This window comes from Calditerricola satsumensis, assembly GCF_014646935.1.
Taxonomy (GTDB): domain Bacteria; phylum Bacillota; class Bacilli; order Calditerricolales; family Calditerricolaceae; genus Calditerricola; species Calditerricola satsumensis.
Window position 1 is genome coordinate 23,395 of record NZ_BMOF01000011.1, and the last position, 14,474, is coordinate 37,868.

17 protein-coding genes are annotated in these 14,474 nt (G+C 65.6%); 12 read left to right on the forward strand and 5 right to left on the reverse strand.

The annotated features are described in order from the left end of the window. Positions 1 to 58: 58 nt before the first annotated feature. The 4 genes from IEX61_RS04135 to IEX61_RS04150 all read left to right on the forward strand — a co-directional run bounded on the left by IEX61_RS04135 (position 59) and on the right by IEX61_RS04150 (position 3,408). Positions 59 to 466, forward strand: a complete 408-nt coding sequence (locus IEX61_RS04135) for a rhodanese-like domain-containing protein (protein WP_054670209.1) — start codon at positions 59 to 61, stop codon at positions 464 to 466. 32 nt (positions 467 to 498) lie between these two features. Continuing rightward, positions 499 to 1,194 carry a response regulator gene (locus tag IEX61_RS04140; protein ID WP_054670213.1) on the forward strand — a complete coding sequence of 232 codons (696 nt, stop codon included), beginning with the start codon at positions 499 to 501 and terminating at the stop codon, positions 1,192 to 1,194. After that, on the forward strand, positions 1,191 to 2,579 hold the full coding sequence (locus IEX61_RS04145; RefSeq protein ID WP_054670217.1) for a HAMP domain-containing sensor histidine kinase: 1,389 nt from the start codon (positions 1,191 to 1,193) through the stop codon (positions 2,577 to 2,579). The genes IEX61_RS04140 and IEX61_RS04145 overlap by 4 nt, the downstream gene beginning before the upstream one ends. 82 nt (positions 2,580 to 2,661) lie before the next feature. Then, the gene (locus IEX61_RS04150) at positions 2,662 to 3,408 is read left to right on the forward strand and encodes an urease accessory protein UreH domain-containing protein (protein ID WP_188816872.1); all 747 of its coding nucleotides are present in this window, start codon (positions 2,662 to 2,664) and stop codon (positions 3,406 to 3,408) included. A gap of 98 nt (positions 3,409 to 3,506) precedes the next feature. Here IEX61_RS04150 and IEX61_RS04155 read toward each other — a convergent pair whose 3' ends face one another. Then, positions 3,507 to 4,043 carry an Hsp20/alpha crystallin family protein gene (locus tag IEX61_RS04155; RefSeq protein ID WP_054670223.1) on the reverse strand — a complete coding sequence of 179 codons (537 nt, stop codon included), beginning with the start codon at positions 4,041 to 4,043 and terminating at the stop codon, positions 3,507 to 3,509. Between the two features lie 126 nt (positions 4,044 to 4,169). On the opposite strand from IEX61_RS04155, the gene IEX61_RS04160 reads away from it, so the two are divergent. Further along, positions 4,170 to 4,409: a hypothetical protein gene (locus IEX61_RS04160; RefSeq protein WP_054670227.1), complete on the forward strand. Its 240-nt coding sequence runs from the start codon at positions 4,170 to 4,172 to the stop codon at positions 4,407 to 4,409. A 76-nt stretch (positions 4,410 to 4,485) separates the two neighbouring features. On the opposite strand, the gene IEX61_RS04165 is transcribed toward IEX61_RS04160, so the two are convergent. Next, the gene (locus IEX61_RS04165; RefSeq protein ID WP_054670229.1) at positions 4,486 to 4,695 is read right to left on the reverse strand and encodes a restriction endonuclease subunit S domain-containing protein; all 210 of its coding nucleotides are present in this window, start codon (positions 4,693 to 4,695) and stop codon (positions 4,486 to 4,488) included. Between the two features lie 168 nt (positions 4,696 to 4,863). Next, positions 4,864 to 5,325 (reverse strand): spore germination protein GerPC, encoded by a 462-nt coding sequence (gene gerPC / locus IEX61_RS04170; protein WP_172673477.1) that lies wholly within the window; start codon positions 5,323 to 5,325, stop codon positions 4,864 to 4,866. Positions 5,326 to 5,536: 211 nt separating this feature from the next. Here gerPC and IEX61_RS04175 point away from each other — a divergent pair, with 211 nt between their 5' ends. From IEX61_RS04175 to yunB, 7 genes are all read left to right on the forward strand, one after another. Next, positions 5,537 to 6,343 (forward strand): sulfite exporter TauE/SafE family protein, encoded by an 807-nt coding sequence (locus tag IEX61_RS04175; RefSeq protein WP_054670236.1) that lies wholly within the window; start codon positions 5,537 to 5,539, stop codon positions 6,341 to 6,343. A gap of 56 nt (positions 6,344 to 6,399) precedes the next feature. Beyond that, positions 6,400 to 7,848, forward strand: coding sequence for a bifunctional metallophosphatase/5'-nucleotidase (locus tag IEX61_RS04180; RefSeq protein ID WP_188816873.1), 1,449 nt, complete (start codon positions 6,400 to 6,402; stop codon positions 7,846 to 7,848). A 40-nt stretch (positions 7,849 to 7,888) separates the two neighbouring features. Then, positions 7,889 to 8,137 (forward strand): DUF6154 family protein, encoded by a 249-nt coding sequence (locus tag IEX61_RS04185; protein ID WP_054672406.1) that lies wholly within the window; start codon positions 7,889 to 7,891, stop codon positions 8,135 to 8,137. Positions 8,138 to 8,241: 104 nt separating this feature from the next. Further along, a complete protein-coding gene (locus IEX61_RS04190) occupies positions 8,242 to 8,538 on the forward strand; it encodes a YunC family protein (RefSeq protein ID WP_157057821.1) in 297 nt (98 codons plus the stop codon). A 190-nt stretch (positions 8,539 to 8,728) separates the two neighbouring features. Then, positions 8,729 to 9,826, forward strand: coding sequence for an HD-GYP domain-containing protein (locus tag IEX61_RS04195; protein ID WP_054672413.1), 1,098 nt, complete (start codon positions 8,729 to 8,731; stop codon positions 9,824 to 9,826). A gap of 36 nt (positions 9,827 to 9,862) precedes the next feature. Beyond that, positions 9,863 to 11,368 carry an FAD-dependent thymidylate synthase gene (locus IEX61_RS04200; RefSeq protein WP_188816874.1) on the forward strand — a complete coding sequence of 502 codons (1,506 nt, stop codon included), beginning with the start codon at positions 9,863 to 9,865 and terminating at the stop codon, positions 11,366 to 11,368. A gap of 100 nt (positions 11,369 to 11,468) precedes the next feature. Further along, the gene (yunB, locus tag IEX61_RS04205) at positions 11,469 to 12,200 is read left to right on the forward strand and encodes a sporulation protein YunB (protein WP_188816875.1); all 732 of its coding nucleotides are present in this window, start codon (positions 11,469 to 11,471) and stop codon (positions 12,198 to 12,200) included. Between the two features lie 72 nt (positions 12,201 to 12,272). Here yunB and IEX61_RS04210 read toward each other — a convergent pair whose 3' ends face one another. Both IEX61_RS04210 and IEX61_RS04215 read right to left on the reverse strand, forming a co-directional pair. Continuing rightward, a complete protein-coding gene (locus IEX61_RS04210; RefSeq protein WP_188816876.1) occupies positions 12,273 to 13,292 on the reverse strand; it encodes a M23 family metallopeptidase in 1,020 nt (339 codons plus the stop codon). A 55-nt stretch (positions 13,293 to 13,347) separates the two neighbouring features. Continuing rightward, on the reverse strand, positions 13,348 to 14,259 hold the full coding sequence (locus tag IEX61_RS04215) for a cation diffusion facilitator family transporter (RefSeq protein ID WP_188816877.1): 912 nt from the start codon (positions 14,257 to 14,259) through the stop codon (positions 13,348 to 13,350). Positions 14,260 to 14,474: the final 215 nt, after the last annotated feature.

A 14,474-nucleotide genomic window follows, 5' to 3' on the forward strand; every position in this document is an offset into this window, starting at 1 on the left:
GCGTGATGTTTGTGCTGTACACGTATGGGTATATCTAGAAGGAAGCGGGTCGAGAACGATGCCCACCCGAATCGTGTGGATCGCCTTGTTGGGCCTGCTGCTGGTTGTCGTCATGGGAATGGTTGTCGTTGTGGCGCAGCAAACCGGTTCTCGTTCGTCGACGGCATGGGAGTCTCTTTCCCCGGAAGCGCTGGAAAATGAACTGGGGAAAAGCGAGATGGTCATTGTCGACCTGCGCGAACCGGAGCTGTATCGGAACGGGCACATTCCTGGCGCAATCAACATTCCGTTTTATACGTTTCAGGCACGCTATCGGGAGCTGGACTCCAAAAAGCGGATCGTCTTCGTATGCCACACCGGACCGATGGGCGAAGCAAGCGCGCAGTTTTTGGTGGAAAAGGGCTATGCGCGCGTGGCCAATCTGGAGGGCGGCATGGCGCGGTGGCGCGGTCCGGTGACGCGTTGACCGAGGCGTGCCGAGCGTGAGGGGAGGTTTTCATGCGCATTTTGGTGGTGGACGATGAAGCGCCCATGCGCGCGCTGCTTCGGCTGTTTCTCGAACAAAACGGGTTTGCCGTTTCCGAGGCGGAAGACGGCCATGCGGCGCTGGCGCGCGCTCGTGCGGAGCAGCCGGATCTTATCCTTCTCGACATCATGTTGCCGGGCCTTGACGGTTGGCAGGTGTGCCGCATGCTGCGCGAGGAAAGCGATGTGCCGATCATCATGCTCACCGCTCGCGACGACGTCCGCGACCGGGTGGCCGGCCTCGATGCGGGAGCGGACGACTACCTGGTGAAACCGTTTGCCGAGGAGGAGCTGATGGCCCGCATTCGCGCCGTGCTGCGCCGCGCCAAAAAAGCTGGTGACCGGCTTAGGGCCGGTCCTTTGGTCGTCGATTTGCGCGCAAGAGAAGCCTCTTGCCACGGGCGACGCCTGGCCTTGACCCCGAAGGAGTTTGACCTTCTTGCGCTGCTCGCGCGCCATCCGGGCCAGGTTTTCGATCGCGAGCAGCTCATTGAACGGGTGTGGGGATGGGATTACGAGGGGGACGTGCGCACGGTGGACACCCACGTCAAAGCGCTGCGGGCGAAACTGGAGGAAGCCGGTTGCATGCGCGACCTGATTGAAACCGTGCGCGGTGTGGGGTACCGCTTTGCCCCCCAAACCGCGCGGCCCGGTGGCGATCGAGCATGATGCGCCTCAAGTTGGCCACCAAGCTGGGACTCTTGCTGTTTGCGCTGCTCAGCCTGCTCTATTTGCTGCTGGTGGCGGTGCTGTATGTGAGCTTCAGCCGTTCGCTGGCGGCCCAGGTGGCGGAGGATTTGCTCCACCGCGGCCACGGCCACGCCGAGGTGCTCGGCCGCCGGTGGGGGGAGGAGGCGCTGCACCATGTGGCCGAGATGGAACGGCAAACCGGTTTGATCGCCGCGGTGGTGGATCGGACGGGAACGGTGCTGGCCCAGTCGGACCCGCTGGCCCCCGAACAGGTTCGGTACCTGAAGGTGGACGCGCGCGCCGCCGTGCACCGGGAAGGGGTTGTTGTGACGCGGAATTGGCGAACAGAGCCGTACATCGTCACATGGTCGCCCGTGTTTCGACATGGCGAATGGGTGGCCACTGTGGTGCTGTTTGAGCCGACGGAACCCCTCCGGCGCGACCTTGCGGCTTTCAAGTGGGCCAGCTGTGTCGCGTTCGCCTTTATGACCGTGCTTTCCCTGGCGCTGACGGCCGTGTTGTCCAAGCGGCTGACCGAACCGCTTCGGGAAATGACCGCCGTGACGTCCGCCATCGCCGAAGGGGATTATTCCCAGCGCGTCGACGTGCGCGGGAGCGACGAAATCGCCTGCTTGGCCGCGTCCATCAACCGGATGGCCGACAGCCTGCAGGCGTACCGCGCGCAGCAGTCGGCCTTTTTGGCCGACGTGTCCCACGAGTTGCGCACGCCGCTGACCTACATTCAAGGGTACAGCGAGGCGCTCAAGAAGGGCTATGGGGACGAGGCCCAGCGCCGGGCGATGGCGGAGACGATCCACCGGGAAGCGAGCCGGCTGACCCGCCTCTTGCAGGACCTGTTCGCGCTGGTGCGGATGGAGGAGCCGTCCTTTCAACTGCACCGGGAGCCGGTCAACCTCGGGCAAACGGTGGAAGCGGTGGTGGCGCGCATGGCGCCGGCCTTTCAGGACAAGGGCATTGCGCTTACGGTGGAGGCGGCCGGCGAGCCGCTGTGGGTGGACGGCGATGCGGCGCGCTTGGAGCAAGTGTGGATCAACCTGCTGGACAACGCGCGCCGGCACACCCCGGCGGGGGGACGGGTGACGGTGCGGCTGTTTCGCGAAGCGGGCGAAGCGGTGGTCGAGGTGCGCGACACGGGGGAGGGCATTCCGCCGGAAGAGTTGCCGCGCATTTGGGAGCGGCTGTACCGCGTGGAGAAATCGCGTTCGCGGACCCACGGCGGCGCCGGCCTCGGGCTGGCCATCGTCAAGCGCATCGTCGAGCTGCACGGCGGTCGGGTGGGTGCAGAAAGCGAGTGCGGAAAAGGGGCGACGTTCATCGTGCGGCTGCCCCTCCGCCCGGCGTGAGGCGAGCGGGACACATCCAGTCCGCGCTGCCGGACGTCGGCCGGTGCGCGCGAAGAGGAGAACCGGAAAGGGGAAGGGATCCGTGTGGTACGAGTGGTTGAGCGCGATCAGTCGCGCGTTGTCGGAGCCGTTTCTGCAATTGTCCCAGGCGACCACGGTTCCTGAGCTTTCCGCGTTGGTGTTGGGCATGGTGGGGGCCTTTGCGCCGTGCCAGCTGACGGCCCATGTGGGCGCCTTGGCCTATTTTTCCGAGCGTGCAGCAGGCGAGCGGTTTTCGGCGAGCGAACTGGCGTGGTATCTCGTGGGGCGAATGGCCGTCTACACCGTTTTGGGGGTTGCGGCGTACCTGTTGGGGAAGGAATGGGGCAACCAGCTGATCCCGCTCTTTTCTTGGTCGCGCAAAGCGCTGGGACCGCTGTTGGTGCTCACCGGCTTGGTGATGCTCGGCTGGCTGCGCTGGAGGAAGGGGATCGGCGGCCGGCTGGAAGCGTGGGGCACGCGCCTGGCCCTCCTGCTTGCGCCGCGCGGACGGGCCTTTCTGCTGGGCGTCGCCTTTTCCCTCGGCTTTTGCCCGACGATGTTCCTGCTCTTTTTTGGGCTCCTCATCCCGCTCATGTTTTCCAGCGCTTCCGGCCTGCTGTTGCCGCCCCTCTTTGCCCTCGGAACGGCGGTTCCGCTGCTCGTCGTGTTCGGCCTGTTGTATGGCACGGGCGCTTCGCGCTCCCTCGTCCGCGCGTTGCGGCGGTTTGGGCACGGCCTGACGCGTGCGGTGGGGGCGGTGTTTGTGCTGATCGGTTTGTTGGACACGGTTACGTACTGGACGCTGTAAGCGCCCTGTAAACCGAACGGTTTCCGCGTAAGTCATGCGTCATGTGAGGAATGGGCACCGCAAGCCGGTCGAGGACGGGCGAAGAGCGCTTCCGCCGCTTACAGCGAAATGCGGACGGTTTTGCCGCTTGTGGGTTCGGCTTTGGGAAAGTGCAGGTCCAGAATGCCGTCGCGGTAGGCGCTGACGACGCCTTCCGCCTTGACGGGCGCCGGCAGCTGGATCTTGCGGATGAACTTGCCGAAAAAGCGCTCTTGCTGCACAACGAAGCCCTTGTTCTGCACGAAGGCGTTCTCTTTCACCACGCCTTCGAGGGTGAGCACCCGCCCGTCGGTGAGGGACGCGCGGAGGCTCGCGCGTTCCGCACCGGGAATGGCGCAGCTGACGATGACCTTGCTGTGGGTCTGGTAAATGTCGATCTGCGGACCGGTCTCCACGTCTGGGCCCTCGTCGTTCGGTGCGGAGGCGGGCAAGGCCGTCGCCAGCCGCTGAAGGCCCTGGATATGCGACCAGAAATCGTCGTCCAGCAGGTTTTGCAGGTGTTTGAGATGGCCCCAGGGGCCCTGGCTGCTGCCGAGTTGGCTCAGCTTTTGCGTGAGGGTTTGCAGGTGGTGCAGGGATGCTTGGAGGCCCTTCATGCGCATCACCCCTCCGCTATAGGCTATGCCGCAACACCCGCGGCGGTTTTGGTTTCGGCGCGGGGCCCTTCGCGGCGCCGCGCATACGATAAAGGGCGTGACACCTTTTCGCGGGGGGCATGGGACATGGCGGCGTTTGTCTTTCTCGGGGCGTTCAAAGTCAACAGCATGAGCGACAACGCTTCGGTCAACATCGGAAAACAGACGCTCATCGGCTTTGACAGCGAAAACACCCGCAAAGCGGGAGGCAGCGTGACCAACGGCGATTTTGATTCCGTCAACACGCCCGTGGTGGCACCGTCCGTTGATGACATTTCGAACGAGATTCTCAGCCCTGACCTGAGCACCAATCCCGAAATCGCATAACGATCCTGGAAATTGCGGAAGAACCAGACGAGGAAAACGAGAAAAAGGGCTGCCTCCCGCGCAGCGGGCGGCAGCCTTACTTGCGCTGGGGATGGGCGTCAAGCTCGCGAAGGGCGGAGAGTTGCCGTTCCAGCTCGGCGATGCGCCGTTCCGCGTCATCGAGGCGCTGTTCCAGATGCCGAATCATGTGAAAAATCGCGTGGATGTCCGGCGGGAGCGCCGCCGGGTATGCCCCGGGCGTGTACGGAAAGGCATAGGGAGAGGGTAAAGCATACGGACCGTTCATGGCCGTTCCCTCCGGGCGTCTTCCGGATGGGTCTTTGGCTGGGCCGGGGTGGCCGGTTCACGCTTGATGGCCGGAAGGAGCCGCACGTTCCGGGTATGCCCGATGTTCAGGGAACCCGCTTCGCGGATTTGGTGAACGGCAAGGGCGCCCACCGCGATGGTCAGCGTGCTAACGTTTTCCTCCCTCGGGTGTCGTCTCGTTTTGCGCATCCCGTTTCCCTCCGTTCGACGAGGTGGCGGCAGGGGAATCCCAGGCCGACGGGGTGTCGGTTGGCGGATGGGGAGACGGCAAGGCTTCCGCTTCCGGATTCACCAGGTCGGCAAGCGGTTTTCCGCCAACCACCAGTTGTTCATCGACGGGGAGCGTCGCGTTGTGGGCGACGCCCACGTTGAGGATGCCGTTCAGCGTGTTCACGGTGAGGGTGCCCACGGTGTTCTCCAGCTTTTCGATCACGATTTGACGGGGGGCCGCTTTGAGCGCCTCCAGCTCCGCTTTGAGCAACGCAACTTGCCGCTGCAGCAGGCGGAGACGCACCGCCGTATTGAACTGGGCTTCTAGCCGTTCGCAGCGGCGGATGAGGGCGTCGATGCGGTGGTGGAGGGCGAAAAGCGGGTGCCAGATCGGATGCACGCCCATGCACCCCCCTGGATACTATGGGGTGTTCCCACATGTCCGGGATTTGTGAAGGGTACGGTCGTCGCATTGTATGCGTCGGCGGCTGGGCGGGTGCCTATTCAAGGGGTGGATGCTCGGGTGGGGGGGTTGGTAGAATGGAGAAAAAGAGTTGACGGCTTGCAACGATGCCGCTTACGATCGCCGCATGCGCATGGGAGAGGGGACAATGGCGCTTGTGCTGCTTCTGATCCTGGGTGTGGTCGCGGGCGTGCTGGGCAGCCTGCTCGGCCTTGGCGGCGGCGTCGTTCTCGTTCCGGCGCTGCTGTCGCTTTCGGGGCTGTGGGGCGAGGTGTTCACACCGCAGGAGGCGGTCGGCACGTCGCTGGCGGTGGTGGCCGCCACGGGTCTTTCGTCCACCTTGGCCTATCTGCGGCACGGGAAGGTGGACGTGTCCAGTGCGCTCTTCTTTTTTCTGGCCAGCGGACCGGGCGCGGCGGTGGGGGTGTGGGCCAACCGTTTCCTCGACGGCCAACGCTTTTTTCTCCTTTTTGGCTTGCTTCTGGTGAGCCTCTTTTTCCTGCTGGCCGTGCGCGACCGGATCCGGCCGCGACCGGGACGCTGGACGGTGGTGCGCACGCTGAAGACGCCGGAGGGCGAGGTGACCTACGGCTACCGGCGTCGGGTGGCCCTGCCGGTCGCCTTTGCCGTGGGGTTCCTTTCCGGGCTGTTTGGCATCGGCGGAGGCGCGTTGATGGTCCCGGTCATGATCTTGGCCTTCGCCTTCCCGCCCCATGTGGCCACGGCCACCTCGCTGCTGGTGATCCTCCTGTCGTCCGCAATCGGCACGGCGGTGCACACCGCCTATGGCCATGTCCATTGGCACGATGTGCTGATCTTGGCCCCCGGCGCCTGGTTCGGGGCCAAGGCGGGCGCGCGCCTGGCGCTGCGGCTTTCGGACGCGTCGCTGGTGTTCGTCTTTCGCCTGGCGCTCCTGGCGCTTGCGGGCCGCATGTTCTGGGAGGGCCTTGCATAACCATGGGGCAAGGTTCGCGCCCCCTTCGCGCAGCTTGATCCCTCGGAGGTGCGGGAATGGGCCGATTCGTGCGGATTCACATTCTGCACACCAACGACGTGCACAGTCACTTCGAGCAGATGCCGCGCCTCGCCGCCCTCATTCGGCGCCTGCGGCAGGAGCTGGCGGCGAAGGGGGACGCGGTGTTCGTCTTGGACGGTGGCGACCATGTGGACCGCATGCATCCGGTGACGGAGGGGACGCGGGGGCGGGCCAACGTCGACGTGCTGAACGCGGCGGGTTACGATGTGGTCACCGTCGGCAACAACGAGGGGCTCACCTTGCCCCACGCGTGGTTTGAACGGTTGTACGCAGGTGCCCGGTTTGACGTGGCGCTGGCCAATCTGCGCGATGCGCAAACCGGGGCGCGTCCGCCGTGGGCCAAACCGGTGGTCCTTCGGGAAGCAAGCGGCGTTCGCGTGGCCTTTTTGGGCGTGACGGCGCCGTACCACACGTTTTACAACCTGCTCGGATGGCGCGTGGAAGAACCCGAAGACGCGCTGGCCGAGCAGGTTCGCGTGTGGCGGGAGCGCGCCGACGTGGTGGTGGTCCTGTCGCACCTGGGCTTGGGCCGGGATGAGGAACTGGCCCGGTCGCTGCCCGGCGTGGATCTGATCGTCGGCGCCCATACCCACCATGTGCTTCCCCGCGGGCATGCGGTAGGCGATACCCTGATTGTGCAGTGCGGCCGTGGCGGGGAGCAGGTCGGACATGTGACGCTGGTTTACGACCGGGATGCGCGCCGCGTGGTGGCGCGCGAGGCGCGCTGCCTTCCCGTGGCCGACGAGGCGCCGGATGCGGCGGTGGCGGAGGTGATCGCCCGCCGCCAGCGCGAGGCGGAGGCGGTGCTTTCTGAACCGGTGGCCGCGCTTTCCCAGCCGCTTCCGGTTTCCTGGGAACGGGAATCGCCGCTGGCCAACCTGCTGGCCGCCGGGCTTCGCCGCTGGGTGCAGGCCGACGTGGCCCTGGTCAACGCCGGTGCCCTGCTCGCTCCGCTGGAGGCCGGTCCCGTTACGCGGCGGCAGCTGCTCGATGCCTGCCCGCACCCCATCAACCCGTGCCGGCTCACCCTGACCGGCGAGGCGCTCCGGGCCATCCTGGAAGACAGCCTGCGGGATGAGCGGATCCGCGCGCCGATCCGCGGGTTTGGCTTTCGCGGCCAGGTGCACGGGTGGATGTGTGTCGACGGGCTGACCGTGGAATACGACCCGACCGCGCCGGAGGGGGCGCGCATCGTGCGCATCATCGGGGACGAGGGGCCCCTCGATCCGCGCCGCGAATACCGCGTGGCCACGTTGGACATGTTTACCTTTGGGCCGCATTTCCCGCTCTTTCGCCACGGACGCGATGTGCGCTACTGTTTGCCCGAGTTTTTGCGCGATGTGCTGCGAGAAGCCCTGCACTGGCCCGAAGCCGTGACCGGTTGTCACCGCCCCCGCTGGGTTGCGGTGTGCCGGACGACGTGAGGCGTTGCGGGCCTGACGCATTCGTTTCGGAGGGAGCGCCATGCGCTTTTTGGAAGACCTGTACGCGTTTTACCGGGAACAGATGGCGGCCAGCGAAGAGGATACGATGGTCATTCTCGTCTCCCTCTTGCGGGAACACAACCGCGAAGACCTGCTGCGCATCGTATGCGAGATGAGCGACGAGGAGATGCGCGACATGCTGGCGCTGTACCTCTTTGAGCGCATTCAGCAGAAGATGGCCCGCGAGGCCGGAACCGGGCAGACGCGGCAGGCGACGCGCCTGCACTGAGGGGGCACGTTGCGCCCGGCGGCGGCATAGGGTGGTAGGGAGCCGAGTTGGCAGCAAGCCGCCGCAAAGGAGGGCGGGATGTGGTTCACCTGTATCCGATTCCGATGGCCAATGGCGTGGCGATGGCGGTGGAAGTGCACTTGCCGAAAACGAGGCTGCTCGTCGTGACGGCCGGCGACGGCTACATCATGTGCGGCGCACTGGATGTGCGGCTCCTTGACGAACGGCTGGCGAGCCGGCAAATCGTGGCCGGGCGGGCCGTGGGCGTCCGGACCATCGACGAGCTGCTATCCGCGCCGCTGGAATCGGTGACGCAGGCCGCGGCCGCGCGCGGGATCACCGCGGGCATGACCGGTCGGGAGGCCATCGAACGGCTGCTGGCAGCCGAACGACAAGGGTGAGGACCTTCTGTCAGAAGCAGACAAACTCCCTCGGTCCAACGGAGCCGAGGGGGTTTTCGTGTTTGCGCTTGCGGCGAGTTTGCTCCCGGGGCGTGGGAATTTCTGCCCGTGTCTGGTGGAAGAAGTTTGTCTATAATTGACGTGACGTCTGGTGTCGACTGCCGGTGAAACGACAGAAGGAGTGCCCGCGATGCGGCTGGTCTTCTTGGACGAGATTCGGCCGGGCGCGGTGTTGGCGCGGCCCGTTTACAACGAGCGCGGCGCGGTGCTGCTTGCGGCCGGCGTGGAGCTTACCGACGATCTCATCGCGCGGCTCAAAGCGCGCGGCATTGGCCGCGTCTACGTGCGCGACCCGCGCACCGCCGATGTGGAGGCAAGGGGCCACCTCAACGACGAAACGGTGCGGTACGCCCTCAGCGAATTGCGTCGCGTTGCCGAGCTCCTCTTGGATGACCGCCAACAATTTCACCGCGCGCTGCGCGCGGGAAAAATTGCGACACAGGTCTCCGACGTGGTGGACACCCTTCTGACGGAAGTGCGGCAAAGCAGCCGGGCCGTCTTTCTCCTGTCGGATCTCTATGCGCAGGACACGCCGCTCTTTTTGCATTCGCTGCACGTGGCCGTCTACACCTTGGTGCTGGCGTTGGCCCTGGGCTTTCCGGAGCGGGACGTGCGGGAGATCGCCTTGGGCGCGCTGCTTCACGACATTGGCAAGCTGCTCATTCCGCGAGAGATTCTGGACAAGCCGGGCCGGCTGACCGACGAGGAGTTTGCTGTCGTCAAACAGCATCCCGTCTTGGGCTTTGAGCTGCTCAGAAAAGGCGAGGGGATTTCCCTCCCCGTTGCCCACTGCGCCTTTCAGCACCACGAGCGGCTTGACGGATCGGGATACCCGCGCGGCCTGAAGGAGGACGAGATTCACCGCTACGCCAAGGTGCTGATGGTGGCCGACGTGTTTGAGGCGCTGACGGCCCACCGCGTGTACCGGCGGGCGATGCTGCCCCACGAGGCGCTGGAGCTTTTGGAGGGCGAGGCGGGCGCCAAGCTTCCGGCCAACGTGGTGCGCTGCTTGCGCGATCACATTGTCCTGTACCCGATCGGGGTGACGGTGCGCCTGAACACCGGCGAAGAGGGTGTGGTTGTCGACACGAATACCCGTTCCGCCGATCGTCCGGTGGTGCGCGTGCTGCGCGACCCAAGCGGCCGCGACCTGCCGGAGGCGGAAGTGTACGAGGTGGATTTGTCCAAGCATCCCGATCGGCGCATCGTTTCGTGCCAGGCGCGGTAAGGAACATTTGCCCGCCCGAAAAAGGAGGGACTTCCGTTGGCGACGTGCGAGGACGCGTACCTCTTGCGCTATGTCTCCAATCTCGATCGCAACGTGTACGTCATCTTTAACCTTCCGGAAGAAGTGATCGCCGTCATTTTCGCCTATGTCAGCCGCAGTCCCCTCTCGTTCCGCGAGAACCTGAAAAAGCTGCTCGCCGACGAGGAGCTGGCCCTCGCTTCCGCCACCGAGGACGTTCCGCCGACGGCGCGCCACGCGCTGGCCCAGGAGAAGGCCCGGCAATTCCACGAAAAGTGGGTGGTCGGGTACGGCCACAGCAGCGTGGCCGAGCACGCCGTGGCCCATGTTGGCGTGGAGAAGATCAGTCGGCTGGCCTCGGCCGAACTGGAGCTGGCGACCAGTTTCAACAGCTTTACGGAGTACAGCCAGCGCTACCAGCGGCCGAGGCGAGGCGACGTCTACATCCCGCCCGAGCTGGACGCCTACCCGGAGCTGAAGGCGCGCTACCTCGCCGTGCAAGACCAAACCTTCGACGCCTACGAGCGGCTGCTCGCGGGTCTCCTCAATCATCTGCGCGCGACCGAGCCGCGCCGAGACGGCGAGAGCGAGAAGGCCTACCGGATGCGCCTGGAAAAGATGGCCTTTGAGGACGCGCGGTATGTCCTGACCCTGGCCGTGCACACGAACCTCGGGCTCACGGGCAACGGGCGCAGCCTGCGCGACACGATCGTGCGCCTGTTGTCGCTGCCCTATCGCGAGTGCCGGGACCTGGCCCGCGCCCTGGAGGCGGAAGTGGCCCGCGTGCTGCCGACGCTGCTCCGCCACGTGCGTCCCAACGACTACCTCATCGGCACGCGGGAGGCGCTAAACGCCTACGCTTCGCGCGTGCAGGCGGAACCCTACCGCACGGCGGAACGGGAGCCCTATGCGCGCTTGGTCTCGGCTCCGGACGAGGAGACGGCCACGCGGCGCCTGGTGGCCCATTTGCTCCTGTCGACGGGGCGGATGTCCCGCGAGCAGGCCGAAGAAGCCAGCCGGCGCATGCCCCTTGCCGAGCGGAACCGCCTCATCGAGGAGGCCCTCGTGCGCCTGCGCTTTTTTGACAACCCCGTTGATCCCTTTGCCCATGTGTACTACGAGGTGGCCTTACAGGTGTCGGAAGCCAACTGGCACCAGCTGTTGCGCCACAACCGGAAGACCAATTTCACGTACCAGCCGCCGACGGTGCGCAACGGCTACACCGTGCCGCCGCGCGTGCGCGCCGCCGGGCTGGAGGCGCCCTTTGCCGAGGCCATTGCCGCCGCCGAGGCGCTCTTTTTCGACCTGGAGGCCGTGGATCCCGCGCTGGCGCCCTATGCCGTCACCGGGGCCCATCACCGGCAAGTGTACGCCTCGATGAGCCTGTGGGAACTCTACCATCTCATCAACCTGCGCACGTCGCCGGAGGCGCAGTGGGACATTCGCATGGCCATGGAATCCCTGTATGAGCAGGTGCGCGCCATCCACCCGTCCGTGATCAAGTACGCCAAGCGGCGCGCGTAGCGCTCCGGCGGGTCGGGCGCGCCTACGCTCGACCGGTTGGCCCCATCGGCGCGTCTTTCTCCCGTCGCCGCCGCATACCCATGGTAGCGGGGGGATGGCGATGGGGGCTCGGTTTGGGCGGCGCCGGCGCTTTTCGGTTCGGCTGTCGCCGCGCGTGAAGCTGTTCGTGTTCCTCGTGGTGCTGGGTCTTGGCTTGTTTCAGATGCTGTTTTTGATCGAACACAACCTGGCGCCGACTTTGCACGCCATCGCCGAGGCGCGCGTGCAGCAGATTGCCACCCAGGCGATCAACGACGCGCTGTCCAAGAAGATTGCCAACAGCACCCATTTTCGCAAGCTGGTGGAGATTGAAAAGGACCGGGACGGCCGGATCCAGGCCGTCCTCTTTAACTACACCGAGTACGTGCGCATCCAGGCCGAAGCGGCGCGCCGCGTGCTCGAGTCCTTGAAACGGCTGGAGAAGGAGCTGGAGAACGAGGAGCGCGTTGAAGCCATCCCCCTCGGCCGGGCCCTGAACAGCGAGATCCTCACCCATCTGGGTCCGGACATCCACATCAAGCTGATCCCCATCGGGGCGGCCAAGGCCGACATGGGGGTCGAGATGCAGCAGGCCGGCATCAACATCGTGCTCGTGCGCGTCTACCTGGACGTGCAGGCCACGGTGCGCATCGTCATCCCCTTTTCCACGGCGCCGACGACGGTGTCCACCCGGGTGCCGATCACCCAGGCCGTCCTCGTCGGCCAGGTGCCCGACGTCTACTACCAGGGCTTTACCGGCGAAAAGGGAAGCGCGGTGCCGCCGCCTGCCGTCATCACGCCGCCGAAGCGGTAGGGAACGGTGCGCGGCTGGGCAAGGGATCGCGTTTAGAGCGCAGGAATGGGCCGCACGCAAAAGCGCCGCCGTTCACCGGCGGCCCTTTCCTTTGGCGCGGCTTTCCCGCTCCCACCGCTTCAGGTGGGGATACGGGTCGAAGGACCATTCCGTTCGCCCGTTGTCCTTGTACAGGCCGAAGTGCAGGTGCGGAGGGAACTTTCCCGAGGTGCCGGGCTTGCCGTAGCCCGAGCTGCCCACGTAGCCGATCCGTTGCCCCGGCTTGACGATGTCGCCGACGCGCAATCCCTTTTGGAAGGCGCTGAGGTGGGCGAAGTAATGGTAGGTGTTGTTCAGGTCGCGGATGCCGATGCGCCAGCCCCCGTAGGGATTCCAGCCCATCACTTCGACGATGCCGTAGCATGTGCTGACCACCGGCGTGCCGTAGGCGGCGTAGATGTCCGTTCCCTCGTGGATGCGGGCGCCGCCCCACCCGCGGGCGCTGCCCCACGTTGAGGTATAGGTGTAATGGTGGCCGCGCGGAATGGGAAAAGCCTTCTCGTCCAAGTCAAGCGTGCCAAAGGCGCGGATGATGCGGACGAACTGCTCGATGCGCCGCACGGTGCGGTCGCTGCCGTAATGCTCCCACAGGGCGATGCGCATGTCGTCGTCGCTCAGGCCGTAGCTGGCCAGATAGCGGGCAAAGGCGTAGGCGACATCCTCGGGGTCGTTCGGGTCGGCGCGGCCGTCGCCGTTGGCGTCCCGGCCCATGCCCCCAAAGAAGGCCACCGTGCGCGGATCGGTGTCGGACGGATTGGGGTTGAGCGGCCCGGCCCACACGTGTGGCGGAATGTACAGGGCGACGAGCCCGTCCCGTTTGGGCAGGTCGCGCCGCACCGCCTGGACGCTTCGCTCCCATTGATCGGCGGCGGCGAGGTACTCCCATGGCACGCCCGTCACGGCTTCCATGCGCTGAAACAGCGCCTGGCGTTCGCGGAGGTCATTCGCCGCTTCGCGTGCTGCCGCCACGGTCGGATCACCCGAGACACCGATCGTCGCGGCAAAGGTGAGGGTCAGCGCGAGGAGCAGGTTGGACAGGATGGCACAGCGCATGACCATTCCCCCACACCGGTGTTTCTCGCCGTTAGTTTGCAACCGGCGGGGGAACTTATGACCGTGGGTTTCTGGAAAGGGTCGGGTCCGCTTGCATCTCGTGCGGTTCCACGTGAACGTGGACGTGCGCGACCGGGTGCGCCGCTTGCAGGCGCCGTTCCACGTCTTCCGTGATGCGGTGGCTGTCGACGACGCTGAGGTCGGGTCGCACGCAGATGGTGAGGTCGACCCAGAGCCGGTTGCGGCCGTGGATGCGCGCCCGGATCGACTTGACCCGCTCCACACCAGGCGTTTCGCTCGCTTCGCGGGACAGGCGGGCGAGCAGCGCCGCGTCGACGCCGTCGGAGAGGGCGTGAACCGCTTTTCGACCGATGTCGATCGCCGTTTTCAGGATCGCGACGCCGATGGCGGCGGCCAAAAGGGGGTCGAGCCAGGTGAGGCCCAGCTGGGCGCCGAGGACGCCGCCGGCCGTTCCAAGGCTGATGAGGGCATCGGAGCGGTTGTCCATCGCCGCGGCGCGCACCGCCTCGTTGGCGGTCTGAGCGGCCAGCTGGCGGTTTCGACGGTAGAGGAGGAAGGCGACGGCGGCGGAGGCCAGCGCGGCCCATGCCGCGAGCCCGTCGGGCGTGCGGGCGTGGCCGGCGAGGAGCGAGACGGCCGCTTGGGACAGCACGTCAAGGCCCACCCCGATCATGAGGAGGGCGACGACAAAAGCGGCAATCGTTTCCGCCCGCCAGTGGCCGTAGGGATGATCGGCATCGGGGGGCTTGCGGGCGTACTTGAGCCCGACCAAAACGGCGGCCAGCGCCAGCAGGTCGGTCGCGTTGTTCCAGCCGTCCGCCTGCAGGGCGGTGGAGTGGGCGGCAAACCCAACGGCCAGCTTGCCAAGCGCCATCGCTGCGTAGACGGCCAGGCTGAGCCACATGCCGGTTTCGGCGCGGTTGTGGGTCCCGCCGCGGCGGTCCATGCGCCTACCCCCTTCCCGCGCGGTGTGCATGGCTTAGCAAAATCCTAACAAACAAAAACGTTGTGGGTCTAGAGCAATGTTTTTGCAAGGGGAAATCTTTTTTTGCTTGGATAAAATCGTTGAGATGCGGGAAAAGATGTTTCGCGAGGGCAACAGTTCAGTTGGGGGTCATGCCGGCTGGTGGTGTTTTGGAACGCCGAAGTTTATAATAGGAA

Excerpts from the sequence above, each read along its gene's own strand:
- IEX61_RS04135 (WP_054670209.1), top strand. The coding sequence starts at position 59 with ATGCCCACCCGAATCGTGTGGATCGCCTTGTTGGGCCTGCTGCTGGTT.
- IEX61_RS04140 (WP_054670213.1), top strand. The coding sequence starts at position 499 with ATGCGCATTTTGGTGGTGGACGATGAAGCGCCCATGCGCGCGCTGCTT.
- IEX61_RS04145 (WP_054670217.1), top strand. The coding sequence starts at position 1,191 with ATGATGCGCCTCAAGTTGGCCACCAAGCTGGGACTCTTGCTGTTTGCG.
- IEX61_RS04155 (WP_054670223.1), bottom strand. The coding sequence starts at position 4,043 with ATGAAGGGCCTCCAAGCATCCCTGCACCACCTGCAAACCCTCACGCAA.
- IEX61_RS04160 (WP_054670227.1), top strand. The coding sequence starts at position 4,170 with ATGGCGGCGTTTGTCTTTCTCGGGGCGTTCAAAGTCAACAGCATGAGC.
- IEX61_RS04165 (WP_054670229.1), bottom strand. The coding sequence starts at position 4,695 with ATGAACGGTCCGTATGCTTTACCCTCTCCCTATGCCTTTCCGTACACG.
- IEX61_RS04175 (WP_054670236.1), top strand. The coding sequence starts at position 5,537 with ATGGCGCTTGTGCTGCTTCTGATCCTGGGTGTGGTCGCGGGCGTGCTG.
- IEX61_RS04180 (WP_188816873.1), top strand. The coding sequence starts at position 6,400 with ATGGGCCGATTCGTGCGGATTCACATTCTGCACACCAACGACGTGCAC.
- IEX61_RS04185 (WP_054672406.1), top strand. The coding sequence starts at position 7,889 with ATGCGCTTTTTGGAAGACCTGTACGCGTTTTACCGGGAACAGATGGCG.
- IEX61_RS04190 (WP_157057821.1), top strand. The coding sequence starts at position 8,242 with ATGGCCAATGGCGTGGCGATGGCGGTGGAAGTGCACTTGCCGAAAACG.
- IEX61_RS04195 (WP_054672413.1), top strand. The coding sequence starts at position 8,729 with ATGCGGCTGGTCTTCTTGGACGAGATTCGGCCGGGCGCGGTGTTGGCG.
- yunB (WP_188816875.1), top strand. The coding sequence starts at position 11,469 with ATGGGGGCTCGGTTTGGGCGGCGCCGGCGCTTTTCGGTTCGGCTGTCG.
- IEX61_RS04210 (WP_188816876.1), bottom strand. The coding sequence starts at position 13,292 with ATGCGCTGTGCCATCCTGTCCAACCTGCTCCTCGCGCTGACCCTCACC.
- IEX61_RS04215 (WP_188816877.1), bottom strand. The coding sequence starts at position 14,259 with ATGGACCGCCGCGGCGGGACCCACAACCGCGCCGAAACCGGCATGTGG.